Source organism: Trueperella bialowiezensis, assembly GCF_900637955.1.
In the GTDB taxonomy this organism is placed as follows: domain Bacteria; phylum Actinomycetota; class Actinomycetes; order Actinomycetales; family Actinomycetaceae; genus Trueperella; species Trueperella bialowiezensis.
In genome coordinates this window covers 618,458-638,902 of record NZ_LR134476.1, presented here as the reverse complement: position 1 = coordinate 638,902, position 20,445 = coordinate 618,458, and the positions used below count along the sequence as shown (strand labels likewise).

19 protein-coding genes are annotated in these 20,445 nt (G+C 61.0%); 8 read left to right on the top strand and 11 right to left on the bottom strand.

The window, feature by feature from the left end; genetic code table 11:
• Positions 1-40: 40 nt before the first annotated feature.
• Complete coding sequence (locus EL234_RS03005; RefSeq protein WP_126416076.1) at positions 41-1,033, bottom strand: hypothetical protein; 993 nt, start codon at positions 1,031-1,033, stop codon at positions 41-43.
• Positions 1,034-1,359: 326 nt separating this feature from the next.
• Positions 1,360-2,229, bottom strand: a complete 870-nt coding sequence (gene rfbA / locus EL234_RS03000) for a glucose-1-phosphate thymidylyltransferase RfbA (RefSeq protein WP_126416075.1) — start codon at positions 2,227-2,229, stop codon at positions 1,360-1,362.
• Positions 2,230-2,238: 9 nt separating this feature from the next.
• Here rfbA and EL234_RS02995 point away from each other — a divergent pair, with 9 nt between their 5' ends.
• Complete coding sequence (locus EL234_RS02995; RefSeq protein WP_126416074.1) at positions 2,239-3,285, top strand: bile acid:sodium symporter family protein; 1,047 nt, start codon at positions 2,239-2,241, stop codon at positions 3,283-3,285.
• Here the strand turns inward: EL234_RS02995 and EL234_RS02990 are convergent.
• Positions 3,282-3,962: a TIGR03089 family protein gene (locus EL234_RS02990; protein WP_126416073.1), complete on the bottom strand. Its 681-nt coding sequence runs from the start codon at positions 3,960-3,962 to the stop codon at positions 3,282-3,284. The two genes, EL234_RS02995 and EL234_RS02990, sit on opposite strands and share 4 nt — an antisense overlap.
• The gene (locus EL234_RS02985; protein WP_126416072.1) at positions 3,959-4,837 is read right to left on the bottom strand and encodes an inositol monophosphatase family protein; all 879 of its coding nucleotides are present in this window, start codon (positions 4,835-4,837) and stop codon (positions 3,959-3,961) included. The genes EL234_RS02990 and EL234_RS02985 overlap by 4 nt, the downstream gene beginning before the upstream one ends.
• Before the next feature lie 309 nt (positions 4,838-5,146).
• Between EL234_RS02985 and EL234_RS02980 the strand changes: the two genes are divergently transcribed.
• From EL234_RS02980 to EL234_RS02970, 3 genes are read left to right on the top strand one after another with little or no spacing between them, the layout of a single operon-like run.
• Positions 5,147-5,431: a WhiB family transcriptional regulator gene (locus EL234_RS02980; RefSeq protein ID WP_126417227.1), complete on the top strand. Its 285-nt coding sequence runs from the start codon at positions 5,147-5,149 to the stop codon at positions 5,429-5,431.
• Complete coding sequence (locus tag EL234_RS02975; protein WP_126416071.1) at positions 5,432-8,473, top strand: glycosyltransferase family 2 protein; 3,042 nt, start codon at positions 5,432-5,434, stop codon at positions 8,471-8,473.
• Positions 8,470-9,930, top strand: coding sequence for a DUF5719 family protein (locus EL234_RS02970; RefSeq protein WP_126416070.1), 1,461 nt, complete (start codon positions 8,470-8,472; stop codon positions 9,928-9,930). Before EL234_RS02975 ends, EL234_RS02970 begins: the two co-directional genes overlap by 4 nt.
• Positions 9,931-9,970: 40 nt before the next feature.
• On the opposite strand, the gene EL234_RS02965 is transcribed toward EL234_RS02970, so the two are convergent.
• Entirely contained in the window at positions 9,971-10,384 is a 414-nt protein-coding gene (locus tag EL234_RS02965; protein WP_126416069.1) for a DUF3499 domain-containing protein, read from the bottom strand.
• 132 nt (positions 10,385-10,516) lie between these two features.
• Between EL234_RS02965 and EL234_RS02960 the strand changes: the two genes are divergently transcribed.
• Positions 10,517-10,864 (top strand): metallopeptidase family protein, encoded by a 348-nt coding sequence (locus EL234_RS02960; protein ID WP_241969066.1) that lies wholly within the window; start codon positions 10,517-10,519, stop codon positions 10,862-10,864.
• Here EL234_RS02960 and EL234_RS02955 read toward each other — a convergent pair whose 3' ends face one another.
• Positions 10,865-11,695: an RDD family protein gene (locus EL234_RS02955; protein ID WP_126416067.1), complete on the bottom strand. Its 831-nt coding sequence runs from the start codon at positions 11,693-11,695 to the stop codon at positions 10,865-10,867.
• Between the two features lie 49 nt (positions 11,696-11,744).
• On the opposite strand from EL234_RS02955, the gene EL234_RS02950 reads away from it, so the two are divergent.
• Positions 11,745-12,725 (top strand): stage II sporulation protein M, encoded by a 981-nt coding sequence (locus tag EL234_RS02950; RefSeq protein ID WP_164712309.1) that lies wholly within the window; start codon positions 11,745-11,747, stop codon positions 12,723-12,725.
• A gap of 20 nt (positions 12,726-12,745) precedes the next feature.
• Here the strand turns inward: EL234_RS02950 and EL234_RS02945 are convergent, their stop codons facing one another.
• From EL234_RS02945 to EL234_RS02925, 5 genes are read right to left on the bottom strand one after another with little or no spacing between them, the layout of a single operon-like run.
• Positions 12,746-14,032 (bottom strand): DUF58 domain-containing protein, encoded by a 1,287-nt coding sequence (locus EL234_RS02945; RefSeq protein WP_126416065.1) that lies wholly within the window; start codon positions 14,030-14,032, stop codon positions 12,746-12,748.
• The gene (locus EL234_RS02940; RefSeq protein WP_126416064.1) at positions 14,032-15,054 is read right to left on the bottom strand and encodes an AAA family ATPase; all 1,023 of its coding nucleotides are present in this window, start codon (positions 15,052-15,054) and stop codon (positions 14,032-14,034) included. Before EL234_RS02940 ends, EL234_RS02945 begins: the two co-directional genes overlap by 1 nt.
• On the bottom strand, positions 15,044-16,141 hold the full coding sequence (locus EL234_RS02935) for a DUF4350 domain-containing protein (RefSeq protein WP_126416063.1): 1,098 nt from the start codon (positions 16,139-16,141) through the stop codon (positions 15,044-15,046). Before EL234_RS02935 ends, EL234_RS02940 begins: the two co-directional genes overlap by 11 nt.
• On the bottom strand, positions 16,138-16,776 hold the full coding sequence (locus tag EL234_RS02930) for a DUF4129 domain-containing protein (RefSeq protein WP_164712307.1): 639 nt from the start codon (positions 16,774-16,776) through the stop codon (positions 16,138-16,140). Before EL234_RS02930 ends, EL234_RS02935 begins: the two co-directional genes overlap by 4 nt.
• Before the next feature lies 1 nt (position 16,777).
• Complete coding sequence (locus EL234_RS02925; protein WP_126416061.1) at positions 16,778-17,959, bottom strand: glycerophosphoryl diester phosphodiesterase membrane domain-containing protein; 1,182 nt, start codon at positions 17,957-17,959, stop codon at positions 16,778-16,780.
• 136 nt (positions 17,960-18,095) lie between these two features.
• On the opposite strand from EL234_RS02925, the gene mtrA reads away from it, so the two are divergent.
• Both mtrA and mtrB read left to right on the top strand, forming a co-directional pair.
• A complete protein-coding gene (mtrA, locus tag EL234_RS02920; protein ID WP_126416060.1) occupies positions 18,096-18,770 on the top strand; it encodes an MtrAB system response regulator MtrA in 675 nt (224 codons plus the stop codon).
• Positions 18,767-20,437, top strand: coding sequence for an MtrAB system histidine kinase MtrB (gene mtrB / locus EL234_RS02915; protein ID WP_126416059.1), 1,671 nt, complete (start codon positions 18,767-18,769; stop codon positions 20,435-20,437). Before mtrA ends, mtrB begins: the two co-directional genes overlap by 4 nt.
• Positions 20,438-20,445 lie beyond the last annotated feature (8 nt).

Below are 20,445 nucleotides of genomic sequence, written 5' to 3'. Positions count from 1 at the left end.
AGCTTCGCACATAGCCCGCCGGGAATACGTTTACCCCGTACTACAAGGGGAATCCATTGATCCGGGCTTGTCTTAGCCAGTCTTCAAAACCGCGCTCTGTTTTCACGTCGTTCCATACAAGGTGGAATGGGTGAATACCATGCTGGCGCAGGCGCCGGTCTCGATTTCCTTCGTTGGCGATAGATTTGCGGTAGTCGAGGTCGTCAAGCATGCGCGGGTCAAGTAGTTTTATGTTGCCGTCGAACTCGTAGGCGATCTTGTTCTTGCGATCTAGGAAGTCGACCCGATCTACATGCTTGTCAGACATGAAAGACACCTGCGGTTCGACCTGCGGCAAACCAAACTGGTGGATTCTTAACCTCGTCAGAGACTCGCCCACAGATTCCACGCGGCTATCCATCAGGGCCAAAACATCACGCACTCGGTTAGCACCAATAAACCGTGGCATGCGCTCATAGATACTGGTGATTTCTTCGCGAGTCGCCAAACCTTCGTGCAGTGCGAAATTCGCGCACGCCAAAGCGTCCTCTGTGCTGGCGAGCCGGGCGAGGTCTATCACGGTTTGCGGCGGGCTTGACACCTCAATCCCGCAGATCGTCACGGTTTCAGGCGTCGTGGGTGCACGATAGGTCTTCACGTTTCTAGTTTTGTTATGCCAAAACCCGGGTGGAACTTGGCGAACAAGTTCTGGAGGGTGGGGCGACGTCGTCGGCAAACCAAGTAAATGCGCGGCGGTGTGTCCGGCGTACGGAGCGGGAACATGAACGTGCGTGTCGTCGCGGCGACGCTCCAGATAGTCCACTGTCATGAGCGTGAGCAGCTGTTCCCTGTCCCACTGCGGTGCGTCTGGGGCAATGCCCGGACCGGCGTAACCAGGCAAGATAAATCCGAGGCCACGTTTGAAAACATGCTCCTTGAAATCAGAGCGACTAGAAAAGCCGGAGTCCTTAAACCGAACGCCACGCGAGCGCACTTGTTCAAAATGAGTTTCACGTCGAGCAACCCAGCTGGGTAGCAGGGCAGAAGTGTTCACTTGGGCAGCAGAAGAGGTCCTCTTGGGTGTAAATGTGAATCGACCGAACTCAGTTTGCATGCCACGATCGTATGCATTGTTACGCGTGTTTTGATGCTAGGCGCTGCGGTTTGTGGACTATAAGTGCAGTTCTATTGCTGTGGATATGTTTTACATGCTCGGAAGGCTCGGCCTGCGGAGCGTGCGGGCGGTTTGTCTGGTTCTCGAATGCTTCCGACGTCGTCGTTGAACTTCCGGGGGTACCTGTTTCGTTCCCGGGGTAGACAAATCGCCGGATTTGGTACCCCCGGAAGCAAACGTGTACCCCGGGAATGCTCGTGGGAAGCCTACTTTCCATACTCGAGCAGGCCGAGCAGGTAGTCGCCATACCCGGACTTGACGAGCGGTTCGGCGCGGGCCGCGAGTTCGGCGTCGTCGAGGAAACCCATCCGCCAAGCAACCTCTTCGGGTGCGCCGATCTTCAGCCCCTGCCGGGCTTCAACCGTACGCACATACGAGGTGGCATCCGCAAGCGAGTCGAACGTGCCGGTGTCGAGCCAGGCGGTGCCACGCGGCAGAACCTCAACGGAGAGCTTGCCGGCCTCGAGGTAGACCTTGTTGACGTCGGTAATCTCGTATTCGCCGCGCGCGGACGGCTTGAGGTTCTTCGCGATCTCAACCACGTCGTTGTCATAGAAGTACAGGCCGGGCACCGCGTAATTCGACTTCGGCTTTGCCGGCTTTTCCTCGATAGAGAGCGCCTTGAAGTTCTCGTCAAATTCAACGACGCCGTAACGCTCCGGATCGTGCACATGATAGGCGAACACGGCCCCGCCATCCGGATTCGTGTTACGCCGCAGCTTGGTGCCCATGCCCGGGCCATAGAAAATGTTGTCCCCAAGAATGAGCGAGGCCGGGGAACTGCCAACGAAGTCGGCGCCGAGCACGAACGCCTGCGCTAGCCCGTTCGGCACCTCTTGAACCGTGAACTGCAGGTTGATACCGAACTGCGAGCCATCGCCAAGGAGACGGTGGAACTGCGGAGCATCTTCCGGAGTTGTAATGACCAGGATGTCTTGGATACCGGCGAGCATGAGCGTACTCATCGGGTAGTAGATCATCGGCTTGTCATAGACGGGCACGAGCTGCTTCGACGTGCCTTGAGTAATCGGATGAAGACGAGTGCCGGATCCACCAGCTAAAATAATTCCACGCATGAACACATTATGGCTTATTCTGTAGCGGAAGTGATCGAACTTGAGAGGAATGGCGTGGGCGTGAAAAAAGAACGTGCGGCGCGGCTGAGTGCGGAGGATCGGTCGGCGCTCGTAGCAGTCACAGTGTTCCCGGCCATCATCGTCATTGGTGCGGTGTGGGCGTATCATTTCCCGACGACGGCAGCGCACCTAACCCCGTACGTGTCACCCGGTCTGGGGTTCATCATGTTCACGATGGGTCTCACGCTCACACTGGAGGACTTCCGGCGGGTAGCTGAGCGCCCGCTCGCAGTGGCACTCGGCGTGGCCGCGCAATACGTAATCATGCCGCTGGCCGCGATTGGGCTGGTGCATCTGTTGAACCTGCCCGCTGGGATCGCGATCGGAGTGATTCTTGTCGGTACGGCTCCTGGAGGTACGGCGTCGAACGTCGTGGCCTATCTGGCGAAAGCCGACGTCGCACTGTCCGTCACGCTGACCACCGTGTCAACCTTACTAGCGCCGGTGTTTACCCCGCTGCTCGTACAGTGGCTGGCTGGCACACTCACCGAGATCGACGGCGGAGCAATGGCTATTTCGATCTTGAAAACCGTGGTCATCCCCGTGGTTGGCGGCGTGCTGTTGCGCCTACTCATCCCGCGGGTGATCGACAGGCTGCTGCCCGTGCTGCCATGGATATCGACAGTGGGGATCACCCTCGTGGTGGCAGCGCTCGTACCCGGCTCGGTGGACGCCCTCCGCACGGCCGTCGGCGTCGTGTTCGCCGCGGTCATCTTGCACAACCTGGCAGGTCTGGCCTTCGGCTACGGCGTGAGCAAACTGACCGGGCAGGAAGCACGCACATGCCGCACCGTGTCGATCGAAGTGGGCATGCAAAACTCCGGGCTGGCGGCCACGCTCGCAAAGACCCATTTCCCAGCCACGCCCGAAGCTGCCTTACCGGGCGTGATCTTCTCCGTGTGGCATAACATTTCAGGCGCGCTCATCGCGCTCATCTATCGCCGCCGGGCAGAGGCACAGGCGCGCACCCAGGCCGCGCCAGACCACGCGAGCTAGAGCTCGAGCACCGTGCCCTTTTCCGCGGCGGCCACTTCGGCCGCGTCACGACCGTCTGCGACGAAAACCACGGAAATCTCGCGTTCGAAAGCTAGATAGGTCAGCGCGATTGCCTGTGAGAGCGTGGCATCCTTGACGACCACCCGGTCGGTCGTGGGCACGTCGTGAAGCACGTGTGCCCAGAACGAATAGTTCGAATCGCCGTCCACACCTTCGACCAGCAGCGCATCGGCCTGGCCCATGACGTCGGCAGTCCCGTCGGCAACCCCGTCCGGCAGGTCGCCCTCCCACGCGAATCCGAAACTATCCAAGTTAAGGGCGACGACGAGGTCTCCCGGATCGTCCGCACTGACCGCGGCCGGTTCGTTTGTGACGATAATGGTGCCCGGTTCGCCGTCGTCGACTTTTTCGCGCCCCACGACGACGAAGCCGCCAGCCACCAGCCCGCCAAGTGCCCATGTGAGCGCCTTCCAGTGCGGGGGCAGGTCGAGGACGATCCGGTTGCCGGGGAAAAGATCGCATTCCTGTTCGAGGTAGTTCGCGATTTTGGCGACGTGGTTAGCAAACACTTTCCCGGATAGTTCGGTGCGCCCATCCTCGCCATACCAGACGAGGGCGGGCGAGGTGCCAAGCGCAACGAGCGATTCGTAGAGGGTGGTCGGTGAGGCGTGGGTCATGAGTTACTCCCAACATGGTCGAAGTCTTGCGGTTGAACGTGATTAAGTGCGTCGAGGGCGAGCTGGGCGGCCTCTTGATGCGCGGCACCAACATAGTGCGGGCAGGCGAACACACGCGAGGTGGCACGCGTGTGGTCGGCATTCAGCCCGACGACGATCCCGCCAGCCGCCTCAATGAGTGCGATACCAGCGCCGATATCCCACGGCTGAGTGGCCATGCCGCAGGTGGCGCCGAAAGTGCCATCTGCAACCCCGGCCAGGTGCAGGGCTGTTGAGCCGAGGCGGCGTACCGATTTCGTGCCCCGCAGGAGTACTTCGAAGCCGCGCATTGCGCCGTCGTAATCGTCGATCCGGTCGGCGGGTAGCCCGGTGGCAACAAGCGTGCGGTGCGGCGGCTGGTCTGTGACCCGGATCGGCTCACCGTTCTCATAGGCGCCGGTCTCATCAGCGCGGTACATGTCACCGGTGGTCGGCTGATAGATAACACCCATGATCGCGCGGTCTCCACGCACAGCCGCGATCGATATGCACCACCACGGCAAGCCGGATGTGAAGTTCGCCGTGCCGTCTATCGGATCAACGAGCCAGACGACGTCGTCAGGCCCGGCAACAGCTGGCGTGCCGCTGGCGTCGATGAGCCGGCCTTCTTCTTCACCCAGCAGCAGCGAGCCGGGAGCGGACTCAAAAATGATCTCGCGGATGCGTTGTTCGGCACGCCTGTCGTGAACCGTGACGGGATCGTGGAAGTCACGCTTGTACTCAACCGGGCCGGGATCAGCGAAGGCGGCTAGAAGCTGCGGGCCTACCGCACGGGCAGCGTGCTGTGCGATGTCAGCGAGCGCCGACGCCGTCAGATCCGCAGGAGAAAAAGTCATAGCCCCATGGTGTCACGCCTGAGATGAAAGCGGTAAACTTTTCCCCGACGTGCGAAATGCCCACGCAACTTCCCGGCTGTGAGAACCGTTGAACGGTTGTGGAGTTATCTCACACTTTGCTCGAAAAACACGCGGCAACACGCCGGTAAGCGTGGCAAAGTGTTCAAACCGTCTTGACTTTATCGGCTTACATCGTTGTAATTTACATAGACATTAATGACATTGGAGGTCCACATGAGGCTGTCGAAAGCCGCATCCTCGCTCCAGCCTGCCGGGGCGGGGGAAGATCCCAAATTAGCACAGGCGCTAATGGAAGGGATTTTCGATCTCGGCTACGGCTTTGCCGATCAGGGCGCGCTCGGTTGGATGGAACACGCCCTGTGTGCACAGACGGATCCCGATATTTTCTATCCCGAAAAGGGCGGATCTACTGCTCCGGCTACGTCAATTTGCAAGAACTGCGCGGTGCGAGCCGAATGCCTCGAGTACGCGGTGTCCAATGACATCCGCCACGGCATTTGGGGCGGCACGTCCGATAACGATCGCAAGCGTATGGCACGTGAACGTAAGGCGGCGCGTGGCGGAGGCCGGTAAGTGAACCTGGCACGTGAAAAGGTCACGGCTATCGTGGTTAGCCACGCCCGTGACCTTTCTTATTTGGATCGAACACTGGCCGCCTTGGCTGCGCAAACGCACGAGCCGGATGAGATCGTCGTCGTGCTTCCGAATCTTGACGCCGACGCCGTCCAGCCTGTTCACACGCATCTGGACACGGATTCGGAACACGTGTCGATTAAAACGGCTAGCGGCGACAACCTCGCCCAGATCACCGCCGAGGTTGATACCGGTGATGCGGACTGGCTGTGGCTCGTGCACGCAGATAGCGCTCCGGAACCAGACGCACTCGACGCGCTACTACGCACCGGAGAGTCCTCGAAACGTGTTGCCATCGTTGGGCCAAAGCAGATCGCTTGGGAGGATGCCGACGCGCCGATCGTCTTAGAAGTTGGAATCCGTGCCACTCGCACCGCACGCCGAGTACCGGAGATCGAACCGGACGAACGCGATCAGGGCCAATACGATTCGCGTACGGACGTGCTCGCCGTGGGAACCGCGGGAATGCTCGTGCGCGCCGAAGCGTGGGAAAAGCTCGGCGGGCTCGATCCGCACCTCGGCCCTTTCGGTGATGGCCTCGAATTTTCCCGCCGAGCCCGCAGAGCCGGCTACCGGGTGGTTGTTGAGCCGCAGGCCGTGGTGCGCCACGCACGTGCAGGTTTAGGCGAAGCGGACGAATCCTTTGCACCGCGCAGAGCGGCACAGCTGTACAACGCGCTCCTTGCAGCACCCGGCCCGGCACTTGTGTTCATGGTGGTGTACTACCTGATTGCCGGCCTTGGGCGGGCAGTTGCCCGGCTCGTGTTCAAAGAGCCAGGCCTAGCATGGGCAGAGCTGAAGGCCGTTGCCGGAATGCTCGGCTTGCTACCCGCGGTCAGACAGGGCCGACGTCGAATCGCCAAGGTGGCCACGGTCGGCCCGGACGCGCTTGCCGAACTTGAAGCAAAACCGGCAGACATCCGTGCGGCACGCAGGCAGTCGCGGCGTTCGCGCAAAGAAGCGAAAATGATGGCCGAACAGCCAGATCCGCTTACCCTCAAAGCACGTGCAGACCTTGCGATGCACACCCGGCGCGGAGCAGTGCTCACCGCCTTCATTGCGGTCGCCTTCGCCATCGTCTTCCATCTGCCCACCGCCTCCTCGGGAGTGCTATCCGGTGGCGGGCTGGCAGAGGATCCGATCGTGGGCACCGAACTGGCACGCCTTGCCTGGCGCGGCTGGCTAGATTCCGGCGCCGGATACCCCGCACCACTCGACCCGCTGTGGGTGACCACCCTACCCGTACTCCTTCTTGGCCAACCCTTCGGGCTCACTCTCGGCGCGCTAGCAACCGCCATGGTCTACGCAGCCATCCCACTAGCCGCCATGTTTGCCTACCTAGGCGCGGGCAGGCTGAGCAAATCGTGGATTGTACGCACGGTTGCCGCAGGCGTGTGGATGGTTGCGCCGTCGTTCATCGACGCCCTACACACCGGCCAAATCGGCGCCATCACCGCGCACACGCTCCTCCCGCTCGTTGTCTGGTCCGTGGTGGGAGCCTGGCGTGGCAGCGCGTCAGCACTTGGGCTTGCCACGCTCACGTTCGGCGTGGTGGCAAGCGCCGTACCGGTCTACGCGCTGGTGGCGCTCGCGGTGGCACTTGCTGGCGTGGCATTCCATTCTGGGCGCAGACTGCGGTGGCTGTGGCTCCCCGTGCCGGCTCTGCTTGCACTCGCTCCTACATTGAGCGCAGTGCTTAGACACTCGTGCGACGACGTCCCTAGCGCCCTGGTACGCCAGCTGCTGTTCGCCCAGTCGGGCGTGCCGGTGGGCGCCGGTAGTAGTACGGCGATGATCGACGCGATACTGGCAGACCAGTGGGCGTGGATACCGCTGGCAATCATCTGCGGTGGTGCAGTGTTAGCGCTCTTGCGTATCCACCGGATGTGGTGGATACGGTTCGGATGGCTCATAGCTACTGCAGGCATCCTGCACGCCTCAGCTGCGGCGTCGACCACGATCGCCACCCGCCCGGTGTCAGGCGGATGGGAAACCGTGGCAGGATCACCAACAATCGGTCTATCGCTAGCGTGGCTGGGTATTTGGCTTGCCACCGGGTATGCCGCCCACGCCCTTCGCACAGCCATGCGGAAACGAAACTTCGGCGCCACCCAGATTATTGGCGGGCTGACGATGCTCGCCTTACCGGTGGCTACTGTTGTGCTCGGCGGGCGCTGGCTCACCGCCGTTTACGACGCCGAACAGGTACTTGGCGATCACGGCCCGGGCGTGCCGGCCCTCGCCGTCGAAGCAACCACCAAACACGAACGTGTGCTGGCACTGACGATGGACGACGCCGTGCAGGCTCACGTGTGGCGCGGCCAAGGCTATGACCTGCACGAATACGCTCCCGCACGGCAGCTTGCCACGCTACAGCTGACAGGGCCGGAACCGGCGGCTGGCACGGAACAGGTGGCTCAGCCAGACTCTGATCTGGCGACCGAGCACCTAGAAACAGCAGTCCTTGGTTTATTAGGCGGCTCGGAGACGGCCGCGAGCGAGCTTGCTCAGCACTCAATTTCTGTAGTGCTCGTGCCGGCTGAACATTCCTCTGAGCAGGCACGCAATGAGCTTGTGGGGCGTTTGCAAGCCGTGCCCGGGCTCCAATATGTGTCCGACGGGGAAACGGGCGCATTTTGGCGGGTCACAGCTCCCACGGACCGAGTGTATGCCGAGGATGCCATCACGGCCTCCGGCGTGGTCGGTGGTAGCGGAGAGATCATGGCAGGCCAGGCCCGAGAACTTCGCCTATCTGAACGGGCTAATCCGCGGTGGCAGGCAACCGTGGCCGGCCAGAAACTCGAACCGGTAGGTACCGCGTGGTATCAGGCCTGGCACATTCCAGCCGGCACACACGGCCCGCTCGTGGTGAGCTACAACGATCCGCTCCACCGTGCACTCACCTTCAGCCACATGGCTGTGCTGGTAGCGAGTTTCGTGATGTCCTTGCCGATACGACGGCGTAAAGGCGGTGTTGAATGAGCTGGGTCAACAAACTGACTAAACAGTTGGTGGCAGCTGTGACGGGTGCGCTCGCGCTCGGCTTGGCCGCCGGAGCTGCAACGGCCGGATATCGCGCCGACAGGCAGGCCCCTGAGTTCATTGCCGCACCGCGAGCCGAAGTACCGCACACAGACGGCGCAATCGTGTGTACGGGTGGCGTGATCCGGGCCGTGCAGGGCGGAATCAACGTGAGCGACGTCGACGAAGCGATCACCGGCTGGGCCGGTGCCTACAGCTCACACAGTGCGGCAGCGAAGCCCCTCGGTGGCGGATCAGATACCGACGGCGCACCTACCAGCGCTGAGTTCACGGGCGTGTTACCAGCTGATGCGCTACATACCTCAGACTTGGGAGTGCCCGCACTAACGGGTGCGATCCACACCGGTGGCACTGTGGTGACCGGCGCGAACACGCACAGCGCGGCAGCAGGCGACCTGCGCGGAGTGAGCGTGAATCCGTGTCAGTGGCCGGCAAACACGGTGTGGCTTGTGGGCGGGGCATCCGACGTCGGCTCTTCGCTGAGGGTGACGATCGCCAACCCGGGTAAGACCCCGATCACCGTGGACATGACGGCGCTGTCGTCACGAGGCATACTCGACCTAGGCGCAAATTCGCAGGTGGTTCTCGCTCCTGAATCGACCCAGAGCGTGGTCTTGGATGGGCTGATCCCCGCCGATCCGCGGATCGCCCTCCGGCTGGCGAGTGCCGGCGGGGCGTTTTCTGCCACCATGCAAACAGCAACCCTCGAGGGCGTGACCCCTGCGGGGATCGACACGATCACTCAGTCCGAGGCGGGAACCAAGCTGGTCATCCCCGGCCTGGTCATCAACGCTGCCGCGGGTCAAGAAGACTCCACGCTGCCAGACCCGGCATACAGCGCCACCTTGCGCGTGGTTAACCCGAATGACGAGCCTGCCACGGTCAGTGTTGGCGTGCGCGGCACGGGCGGCACTGAGCCGCTGACAGGGGGAACCGACGTCGTCGTCGCAGCCCAATCCGTCCTCGACCTGTCACTGGACGGGATCGCACCGGGCGCCTACGCGATCGACGTCACGGCAAATCGCGGCGTCACCGCAGCCGTCAACGTCACACGAACAGACGAGGCCGGCAAGGATGTCGCATGGCTTGCCGCCACCGAACCCGTAAGCGGCACGGGCGCTGCCGCGTTCGGCCCTCTTCCAGCCAGCCTCGTGCTCGTTGGGCAACAGGCCACGTGGATTGCTTACGACGACGCCGGAAACGAACTTACCCGTGAACAGGTCACCATCGACGGCACAACGGTGGTGCAGATGCCCGAGCAGGCAGCCTTCGTGTCAGTCGACGCCGACGACGTCTACGCCAGCCTGTGGATTACGACCGAACATGGCATCGCCTCAGTTCCGCTCATCCAAGATATGAGTGCAAGCAGCTCGGTCAGGCTCACGGTCGGCAACTAAAACGTCGGCATGTTTCTCGGCAGATTCTCCCGCTAGTCAGCTAGTCAGCAGATTCGGCAGACTGGGCCGAATGTGACTCCCCACCGGGAATGACCGTAAACCGCGGGCGCGCATGCGGGCGCCGGTTGACGTCAGCTGGCCGGCGAATCTCACGCTGTGCAGGCTTGGGAGGGGGAACATCGCGCTGTGAGGCCGCCCGGATCGCATCCGCAAGGGCAAGCAGATCATTATCCGACGGCGGGGGATCATCAAACTCGGTTTGCAAACGCACCATCTGCCAGCCCACCGGAACGGTCACGGTTTGGGCATGCTCCTTACACAGGTCGAGTGCGCCCGGTTGGGCGACGGGCGCGAGCGGGCCGATCACTGCTGTTGCTTCTTTATACCCGTACGTCATGGTGGCGACGGCGGGATTCGAACAGCGATCACGGGAGCATTTTCGGATGGGACTCACGTGGTTAACCTTAATCGCTTACGTGTAAAAATCGGGCGAGGCGCTAGGGTGGAGGGTATGGATATTCCACGCAGATCACACGCCCCACGCAGGGACCGGCATGGGCGTGGGCCGCGCGGACCACTCCTGCCCATGTCCGTTCCCGCTTGGCGCACGCGAGCCGACCAGTTCGACGATCTGATAGCCTGGGAAATCGGCGAGTTCAAAAAACACCTCGGCCGGCGGATCGACAGGCTCGACTTCGGGGTGATCGACGTGCCCGGCAGCGAGCCTGCACCCTGGGAACGTGGCGTACCCCTAGCACGCTTCCTACCGTTTGAACGACCAGCAAAAATTCACGGACGGATCGTGTTCTATCGCATGCCCATCCTGCGTGCGATGAACAAAGAACCCGATCCGCGCATGTTCATCCACGTGATTGTGACCAGCCAGATAGCAAGCGCACTCGAGGTGCCACCTGAGGAGATCGACTATCTGTGACTATCCGGTTAGTCCGTAGGGCAGGTGAGTGACGTGCCTGTGCAGTCTCATACGCCGCTCGCTTAGCCGTTCGTGCCGGCGTCGTTCCACGTCATAGCGGACGACGGTGACTGCTTCAAGGAAGTGCTCCGGATTCGTACCCCACGGCGGTGGTGGCGAGACGTACTTTTCGCAAGCTGCGGCAAGGGTACGCGCGTGTTTGGCCCGGTAGTCGGGCAGCAGACGCTCGCGGTTCCTGAGAAAATCAGTGACGTTAAGCGAAAGCGCGGTAGGTAGCGGGCGGGTCTGTGCCAGGGAGGCCCATTCGGCCAGCTGCTCTGGCATCGTCACGTCCGGCTCCCACGTTTTACCCTTCGGCCACCGCACCACATAGGTGCCCGCTGCCATGTCGCCAAGGCGTTGCCCACGCTTGGACGCGAAAGAAACGATCGTTGCCAGCGTGCCGAACGTCAGGAGCACTTCGGCAATCCCCACAGTGGCACGAATGAATGATTGTTGCATGGTGACCGTGCCGCCGTCGATCGTCACAACGCGCGTTTTCGCTATTGCTTTCCCTAGCGACGAACCCCCAGTAATTCCGGTGATGAGGGCGGGCGTCAGCCAGAAGAAGACGGCGATCGAGCCAATGACGATCGCCATCGCGAGCGCTTCGGTCATGCTCCAAAAGAAGGGAATCAGGTTGATCAGGAAGATGATCCAGCCAATGACGAGCAGGCCGTAGTCGATGATGGCACTACCAACGCGGGTGAGGGCAGTTGCCGCAGGAAGTTCCAGGGCCACGCCTTCACCGGTGATAATCGCATCAGGGGGTGCGCTACTGTTAACCGTCACCCTCCAAGACTACCTGCATCTGGGGCCGAACTTGTGGCACTGTAGTGGTATGGATTCTCTCGCGTTCGCCAAAGCCCACGAAGACCAGTGGGAAAGGCTGCGCTACTTGACGGACAAACGCTCGCTGACGGGCGCCGAAGCCGACGAGTTCGTACAGCTGTATCAGGCTGCCGCCTCCCATTTAGCTACGATTCGCACGCAGGCTCCGGATCCGGATGTGGTGCTCACATTATCGGCAACCGTGTCGAAAGCTCGCGGCCAACTCACCGAACCGCGAGGCGCAACCCTTCGTAGCTTGTGGCGAGAAATCACGGAAACGATGCCGTATGCGTTCTATCGGATCCGGTGGTGGATTCACGGTGTGACGCTGGCGTTCCTCGCCGTCGCCGCGATCGTTTTCTTTTATTTCGCCACGAATCCAGATCAGATCAACCTGCTGGGAACCGACACCGCACTGCGCCGTTATGCTGACGAAGCTTTCGCCGCCTACTATCGCGAATACCCGGGATTCGATTTCGGCGGGATGGTGTGGACGAACAACGCGTGGATCGCGCTACAGGCCATCGGCGGTGGCGTGACGGGTATCTATCCGGTGTGGATACTGTTCCAGAACGCGGTTTCCATTGGGCAATCAGCAGCCGTCATGAACTACGCCGACAACCTGGACGTGTTCTTCAAACTCATCCTGCCGCATGGACTCATGGAGCTGACCGCAGTTTTCGTGGCCGGAGCAGCCGGGATACGGCTCTTTTGGGCACTCCTCATGCCCGGTGATCTGCCGCGTTCACGTTCGCTTGCCCGGGAAGCTAAGTGGACGATGCATGTAGCATTTGGGCTGATTGCCGTGCTCTTCATCTCAGCTCTCGTCGAAGCGGGCATCACCCCAAGCTACCTGCCGTGGCAAGTGAAAATCATGATTGGCGCGGCTGTGCTTGGCACATTTTGGACGTGGGTATACATCTTTGGCAGGGAGGCCAGTCGCAACCAAGAAACGGTAGCCGAACGCGAGCTGGTCCAGTACGCCGCGTAGCGCTGGGCGGCGGCAGCGTCTTAGAGCCGTCCGCGCGCTTTGAGTTCGATATAGGTGTCGACGACGGCGGTCGGCAGCTTGTCCGCCTCCGCCCGTACCACGAAGCCCCCTGCACGTTCGATCGTGCGCATAAGATTCTTCGCCTCGATCTGGGAACGCTCGTAGGCGGCTTGGTCGAACGCGTCTTTAGCTTCGGGTTTGTCTGGCCACTTAAAAGGCTCAGCCTGCGCCGAGCCAATAAGCACGGTGTGCGACTGATCGAGCTGCGCTACGGCGTCGATGAGCCCGGATGCCGGGGTGCCACCGCCGAGAGTCGTCAGAATAACCACGAACGCGGGCCTGTTCGTCATCGTCGCAATCTGGTGGGGAAGACCAGTCCAGTCAGTAGCATGCAGGCTCGGTTCAACATCGGCAAGAGCGCGTGCCACGTGGTGAGTGATCGTGGCCGAACGCTGGCTGAGCAGCCGGGCCTGAACGGCGTCGGACAGCGCCACAACGCTCACCCGATCGCCAGCACGCTGGGCAATCGCACACTGCAAGAGCGCCGCTTCAATGAACGCGTCAAACGCGGGCGCGTCCGATACCCGCAAAGCACCGGCCCGCCCGGCGTCTAAGACCACGATCACGTGCCGATCACGTTCCGGGCGCCACGTGCGCACTACGGTCTCGCCAAGCCGGGCGGTTGACCGCCAGTCGATCGCCCGCACGTCGTCGCCAGCCACGTATTCACGCAGCGAATCAAACTCGGTGCCCTCCCCGCGCACAAGCAACAAGGCACGCCCGTCCATCTCACGCAGCTGACGTACTCGAGACGGGATGTGCCGCCGCGCTGTAAACGGCGGCAGCACGGTCAGCTGCCAGTCGGTGGGCATAGACCACTGGCGCCCGGCAAAACCGAGTGGCCCGTTCGTGCGGATCGTCACAGCATCAGAATGGGCGGTACCCCGCCGGGATGGCGAGTACACAACCGGAAACGTCTGACTGCTTTGTGCTCGCAACCGAAAATAATGACGGGATGGGGAAACGTTCACCGACGGCGGCCAGGCATCACGTAAGTGCCCGGTGATCGTGCGCCTCGTAGGGTTAACGATCGTGAGTTCGGCGCGCGCCTCCTGGCCGACCCGCGTGCTGGCCGCGCCCGTGCGCGTCACGTTCAGGCGCGTCGGCGACGGGGCGAGCGCGGCGTCCAGCACGCACAGCGCCGCAACAATAATGCTCACCATCACCGCGGCAGAAAAATCGTTGAGCGCGCCGGCAAGAATCACCCCGATAAGCGAGGCGATGACGGCGGGAAGGCGAATAAACATCAGCGCGGCACCGGCACAGAATTGAGCACTGATTCGATGACGTCGGGCGCCGAAATTCCATCGAGCTCGGCCTCGGCATGCATCTTGATCCGATGATTGAGAGCAGGCTGGGCAAGTGCTTTGACGTCGTCGGGGGTAACGTACGCGCGCCCGGATAGCCATGCCCAGGCTCGCGCGCCGTGCAAAAGCGCCGTCGCACCACGCGGTGACACGCCCAAGGCGACCGCCGGCGCTTCCCGCGTAGCCCGCACCAAATCAACAATGTAGTCAAGAATCTGAATGCTTGCCTCCACGCCAGCAACCTCGCCACGGGCAGCCAGCACGTCGCTTGCCGTGGCCACAGTTTCCACCTGAGCAGACGTGAGATCAGTCGGATCGAAATTCGCGGCGTGCCGGCGCAACACCTCTACCTCAGCCTCACGGCTCGGCAACGGCAGCGACACTTTCAGCATGAACCGATCCAACTGCGCCTCGGGAAGGGGATAGGTGCCCTCGTATTCGACCGGGTTTTGCGTAGCAACCACCATGAACGGCTCGGGCAGCGCTCGCGGATCGCCGTCAACCGACACCTGGTGTTCAGCCATCGCTTCCAGCAGAGCCGCCTGTGTTTTGGGCGGTGTGCGGTTGATTTCATCAGCGATCAGCAGGTTTGTAAACACTGGTCCGGGCCGGAACGTGAACTTCCCATCCGACGAACTGTAGATGAGCGAACCAGTAAGATCGCCAGGCATGAGATCTGGAGTGAACTGAACCCGTTTCGCATCCAGGTCGAGGGTAGCGGCGAGCGTGCGCACGAGCAGTGTTTTTGCCGTGCCCGGCACACCTTCCAGCAACACGTGCCCTTCACACAGCAGACCAATGAGCAAACTGGTGACGGCATGATCTTGACCAACCACAGCCTTGGCAATCTCGGTGCGCAACGCACCAAACTTTTCTGCGCTAGCTGACTGGGCAGGCCCGTCCGGTTCAGGCTGGCTGGGCACGGGACGGAACGAGCCGTGGGGCATGAAACTATTGGACATTGAGATCCCTTTCGAATCTACGTAAATCGGTAGCGAGGTCTGTAAGTTCTCTATCGTTGTTGACGCGCCGTTCGTAGAACAGATCGGCGACGACGTCCGGCGGGTAACCGCTTGCCTGAGCGAGCGTTGAGATGACGACGTCGGGGTTCGCCTCGGCGCGGATTCCGCGGCCGCTTCCCACCCGCGCGATCGTTCCCGCACGTAGTGCTTGAGCCGCGTGCTGATGGTTCTTGCCTCGCTGGTAGAGGATCGAGCGCCCGCGCGTGGTTTCCGCGGCGGGAACCACAACGGGAAGCGGTTCGGCCACGAGTTTGCCAAAGCGTCTACTGCGGTAAAGCGCCCACCATCCCAAGCTCAGTGCCAGGGCTCCGGCCACGGGATAAAACCAGTCAGGAAGTCCCGCAGACATTCTCGAGCGCCTGGGGGCGTCCTCGTCGCCGCTGCCGGACACCCAATACACGTGCGGGTGCGCGCCGAGCTTGCGCATCAAGAACGCCGTATTGCCCGCCTGCGCGAGCTTCGCGTTAGTCAAAATCGAGGTGTCCGCCACGAGGGTCACGTGCGGGTTGTCTGCCGACTGTACCCACGCAAAGCCGCCATCAGCGGGGAAACACCCGGTCACAGAGCGTGGATCATCGGGGACGAACACGGAGGAGATCGGCCCAATCGTGCCAGCTGCCAGCGCATCTGGATCATCACATTTCGGCGTGAGCAAGGTGGGCTGAAGATAATTCACATCACCCTCGAATCCCCACATTTTAAGTAACATATCGGCAGTCACAATGATGTTCGCGCGGGTGGCGATCAGATCTTTTGCGAGCGTGTCACCCACCATGGCCTCAGGGTCGATGAGCAGCGTCGTCTCCGGCGTGGCCAATGTGAGCGCCTCAAGCGGGGTCACCTCAGACACTTTAACGCCGTGATCGCGCAGAATCTGAGCGAGCGCATGCGTGCCATCTGGCGCCGCCGACTCCGGTGACAGGCGCCTGCCTTGAGACGGCAAACGCACCACGGCGATCACGAGGATGCTGACGATCACGATCACCGCAATCACGATGGTCGAACCTGTTGACCTCCGCTTTGTCATGCCACCACCTGCGCCTGTGTGACCTGGCGATGCAACTCGTGTAATGCCCGTACGTCGTCGCCGCCCGCCTTGCCATGCCAGTAGTAGATCTCGTTGAACGTCGTCGCACACCTGGTAAACAACGGCATGTTGCCCAGCGTGTCACCGCCGGCGCGGGCCGCTTCGAACGCCGTCATTCCCGGGATAACCGTGATCAGCTCACGTTCATCAAGCAGGCGAACAATCCCGCGATATAGTTCGACGACGGCGAGGTTCAGATCGCCAGCACGCTCGGCAGCCTCAGCCGCGGCAAAAAGTTGTGCCGAGGTCCGATCGTCGTCGAACAGGGCAACCCGAGCGGTGCGGCTTGCGCGAGCCGAACCAACGCGTCCGCGGCGAACTGCTAGCACGATGACGAGCGCGATCAGAAAGAGGATCACGCCAATCACGATGTAATTTCCGGTACCGCGCTCGGTGGGATCAAGGTTGATGACGATGTCTTCAAAAATCTCGCCAAGCCAGGTGAAGAACTTGGTCAGCAGCGTGTCTTCGCCGAGGTACATCCTCTTCGACAACTCTCGTTCAGCAAGGCGGCGAGCCTCATCCGAATCCGGAGTAAGCGGAGTGAAACCGTACGGCGTCAACAGGGGGATCATGCTAGTACGCCGTCTTGTCGTCGTCGCCTGAATACCACTGCGGCCGCCCATCCCACGGTTCCGCATCGAACTGCCCGTAGCCGCCATATTGGCCATAGGAGCCCGCTGACGACGGCGGGTTGTCTGGCGCCTGAGAGCTCGGCGCCTGCTGCGCGGCTGGCGCGGTGGAAGCGCTGCCGGGGCTGTGCTCAGCATTCGCGCCGATATCTGTTGGGACGTGGAACTCAGGGCGCTGATGGAAGTTTTCGCGCTTCATCCGCATGTTGACGTAGACGAGGTTCGTGGTCGCCGTCAAAACCGGGGTAATGATCACCGACGCCGCGAGCGACGTGACCAGCGACGACACAATCGTTGACGGCATGGAACCTCCCGAGTTCAGGCCCATACCCGTCACCAGCCCGAGGATTATCGCCATCGCAACGCTGAAAAAGAAAACGATCGCGCCGAGCGCCAAGTAGAGCAAGATGAAATATCCCAGCTGGCCCTTCGTCAGCTTCCACGAGCGTACAAGCGCAGCGCCTGGCCCAATATCCTCGGCGATCATCGCCGGCACGGTACACATGAGGCGGTACATGAACACGAAAAGGGTCACGAACACGATCGCCAAAAACAGCAAGAGCCGCATCACGCTGCCCGATTCGCCACTAAGAAGCAGGTAGCCGATGAGCGCGAAACCAAGGACGAGCCCACTCGTCAACAGGAACGTGATAACGACTAGCCCGATCAGGCGCAGGAAAATCCGCCCGATCTGATTGGTGGCCATACGGAACGTCTCACCAATCGTCAGCTTTTTCCCCTGAACTGACGCTATCGTGACCCGGACGCCAGCGATCAGGACGATGAGGTAGGAAATCCCTCCAATAAGCCCCAGGATGATAAGCAAACCAAGCGTACCGTTAAGCGAGGCGTTGATAGCGCTGCGGGTCGGGTCGGTCACCACCACCAGATCGACGGGGCCGTTCAGGAACAGCGCCATAGCGAGAACCTCGATGGCGCTAGCCAGCACGTTGACGATGATCGGGAAGACGATAAACGGCGCCGGATTGAAACGCACGAGCCGCAGCGCAGCATCGAGAGTTTCGCCGACTGACAGCGGGCGCATCGGGATGACTGTGCGCCAGCCGCTGACGAATGTATGCGGATTGACCTTCACGGAATCAGGATCGTTAGCCCAGGCTGACATGCGGATACCTTTCGTCGTCGTTCTAGTGTTAATTTACCCGAATAGTAATCGTAAATCCCCGCCGTCTATCATTCGCAAGAATGAGATCTTTAACTGGTATAATGGCGATGTTTGGCAGCGCGAGGTAGGGGCTAACATGCACATTCTTGTCGTAGACGACGACCCGGCGATCACCGAAATGGTTGCGATCCTGTTGGAAACCGACGGCTACGAAGTATCTGCGTGTGCGCATGGCGACGCCGTCCTACCGCTGTATCGAGCACAGCGCCCTGATCTTGTGCTCTTGGATGTCATGTTGCCCGGCATGGACGGCGTGTCGGTGGCTCGTGCCCTGCGTGAAGAATCTGACGTGCCGATCATTATGATGAGCGCGAAAACTGACTCGGTTGACGTGATCGCGGGGCTGGAAGCTGGCGCGGACGATTACGTGACCAAACCTTTCGAAAACTCCGTGCTGTTAGCGCGCATTAAGGCGCGCCTGCGCCGCCAAGAACCTGAGTCAGACACGCTGAAGATCGCCGATCTCGTCATCGATCCGAAGGCTCACGAGGTTCGCCGCGGCGATGAAGTTTTACATTTGACCCCGCTGGAATTTGATCTGCTCAAGGTGCTCGCGAGCAAGCCCTACCAGGTGTTCACACGTGAGGAGCTGCTTGAACAGGTGTGGGGATACCGGCATTCATCTGACACGCGCCTAGTCAACGTCCACATTCAGCGCCTGCGCGCCAAGGTGGAAAAGGATCCGGAAAACCCCGAGGTCGTGTTGACCGTGCGCGGGGTTGGGTACCGAGCAGGATCTACAGAGCAGTGAACTTGCCAGCGCCGGCTGGCGGGAGGTTCCGTTCACTTACTCGCCGTATCGGTGGGCTGCGAGAACGGTGGTATTCGTCCCTATCACTGCGGGTGATCGTCAGCATCGTTGCGGCCGGTGTGATGGGAATCGTCATCATGGGATTCGCGATCACCGCACAAGTGCGTGCATCTGTTTTTGACGCCGCAGTCGACGCCGATGTCGAACAGTTTTCAACAGACGTCCAGCTCGCACAAGATCGCTTTGGTGCTTCTGCGCCATCCGCTGGGCGCACCCAAGAAGTAGCCAACACGCTCGTAGCTTCCATGTACGATCCGACGCGCGGAGTGTTGGGTGCCGTGCTATTGCGCGCTCCCGATCAGCCAGCGATGGCAACCCAGATTTTCGAACCGGCCACCGCGTCAGCAACACGTGTGCGGTCGCTCATCACCCCAGAGTTACGCGAGCTTGTGCTTGAAAGTTCCGAGATCGGCTGGCAATCAGTAGGTATTCCCGATGGCGATTCGATTCAGCCCGGCATCATTATTGGCACCACGATCGACATCCCCGGTGCTGGTCTGTACGAAATCTACGCGGCTTATTCGATGGCCAACCAAGAAGAGCTCATATCAAGCACCACCCGGGTGATGTGGATTTCTGTTGCCGTGCTGCTCTTCCTGCTGGGCGTGGTGACGTGGGCAGTGATGCGCTGGGTGCTCTCCCCAGTGCGCGAAGCGTCAGAAAATGCGCGCCAGCTTGCCGACGGCGAATTCCACACGCGCATGGAAGTCAAAGGATCAGATGAGATCGCCCAGTTGGCAGAATCGTTCAATCAGATGGCGGAATCCTTAGAAACACAGTTCACTCAAATGGAGCGGCTATCGAAGGTGCAAACCGAGTTCGTCTCGGCGGTCTCGCACGAGCTACGCTCCCCGGTGACGACCGTGCGTATGGCCGGCCAGCTCATCTACGACAAACGCGAGGAACTGCCTGCCAACCTGAAACGTGCCGTTGAGCTGCAGTACAGTCAGCTGCTCAACCTGGATGCCACGCTAGCGGACTTGTTAGAGATATCCCGATATGACGCCGGCGGCATGACCTTGGCCACCGAATCAGCGGATGTAGGCGATCTCGTGGCTGAAGTGATCGAGGCCGCCGAACCGCTCGCCCAATCGAACTCGGTGCAAGTGAGTTTTACTATCCACGGGGACACGCAAGCAGAGGTGGAGCCACGCAGGATCCGGCGCCTCGTACGAAACCTGCTTGTCAACGCGCTTGAACACGCGGAAGAAAAGCCAGTCGACGTCGTCGTGCAAGCTAACGACACCGCTGTCGCCGTCATGGTCCAAGACCACGGAATCGGAATCTCATCAGACCAGATCGAACACGTTTTTGAACGGTTCTGGCGAGCGGACGCCTCGCGCGTACGAAAGTCGGGAGGCACGGGCCTGGGGCTGACAATCGCACGTGAAGACGCCCAAATCCACGGGGGAACGCTCGAAGTGGCAGGTGAACTGGGTGTGGGAGCAACCTTCCTGCTCACGCTGCCGAAAGTTCCACACAGCTCTTTCGTGCCGCCAATACCGCTCACGCCTCCCGCTGCCTGCGAGCCACTTGCAGAAGATGAACCCGCACCGGAAAGCGAGCCTGTACCCGAAGAAGACCAGGTGAGCGGAGGTGCGCTGTGATGACGTCA

Bases quoted from the DNA above. Each gene is read 5' to 3' on its own strand.
- rfbA (WP_126416075.1), bottom strand. From the start codon at position 2,229: ATGCGTGGAATTATTTTAGCTGGTGGATCCGGCACTCGTCTTCATCCG.
- EL234_RS02995 (WP_126416074.1), top strand. From the start codon at position 2,239: ATGGCTTATTCTGTAGCGGAAGTGATCGAACTTGAGAGGAATGGCGTG.
- EL234_RS02990 (WP_126416073.1), bottom strand. From the start codon at position 3,962: ATGACCCACGCCTCACCGACCACCCTCTACGAATCGCTCGTTGCGCTT.
- EL234_RS02985 (WP_126416072.1), bottom strand. From the start codon at position 4,837: ATGACTTTTTCTCCTGCGGATCTGACGGCGTCGGCGCTCGCTGACATC.
- EL234_RS02980 (WP_126417227.1), top strand. From the start codon at position 5,147: ATGGAAGGGATTTTCGATCTCGGCTACGGCTTTGCCGATCAGGGCGCG.
- EL234_RS02970 (WP_126416070.1), top strand. From the start codon at position 8,470: ATGAGCTGGGTCAACAAACTGACTAAACAGTTGGTGGCAGCTGTGACG.
- EL234_RS02960 (WP_241969066.1), top strand. From the start codon at position 10,517: ATGTCCGTTCCCGCTTGGCGCACGCGAGCCGACCAGTTCGACGATCTG.
- EL234_RS02950 (WP_164712309.1), top strand. From the start codon at position 11,745: ATGGATTCTCTCGCGTTCGCCAAAGCCCACGAAGACCAGTGGGAAAGG.
- EL234_RS02945 (WP_126416065.1), bottom strand. From the start codon at position 14,032: ATGTTTATTCGCCTTCCCGCCGTCATCGCCTCGCTTATCGGGGTGATT.
- EL234_RS02940 (WP_126416064.1), bottom strand. From the start codon at position 15,054: ATGTCCAATAGTTTCATGCCCCACGGCTCGTTCCGTCCCGTGCCCAGC.
- EL234_RS02935 (WP_126416063.1), bottom strand. From the start codon at position 16,141: ATGACAAAGCGGAGGTCAACAGGTTCGACCATCGTGATTGCGGTGATC.
- EL234_RS02930 (WP_164712307.1), bottom strand. From the start codon at position 16,776: ATGATCCCCCTGTTGACGCCGTACGGTTTCACTCCGCTTACTCCGGAT.
- EL234_RS02925 (WP_126416061.1), bottom strand. From the start codon at position 17,959: ATGTCAGCCTGGGCTAACGATCCTGATTCCGTGAAGGTCAATCCGCAT.
- mtrA (WP_126416060.1), top strand. From the start codon at position 18,096: ATGCACATTCTTGTCGTAGACGACGACCCGGCGATCACCGAAATGGTT.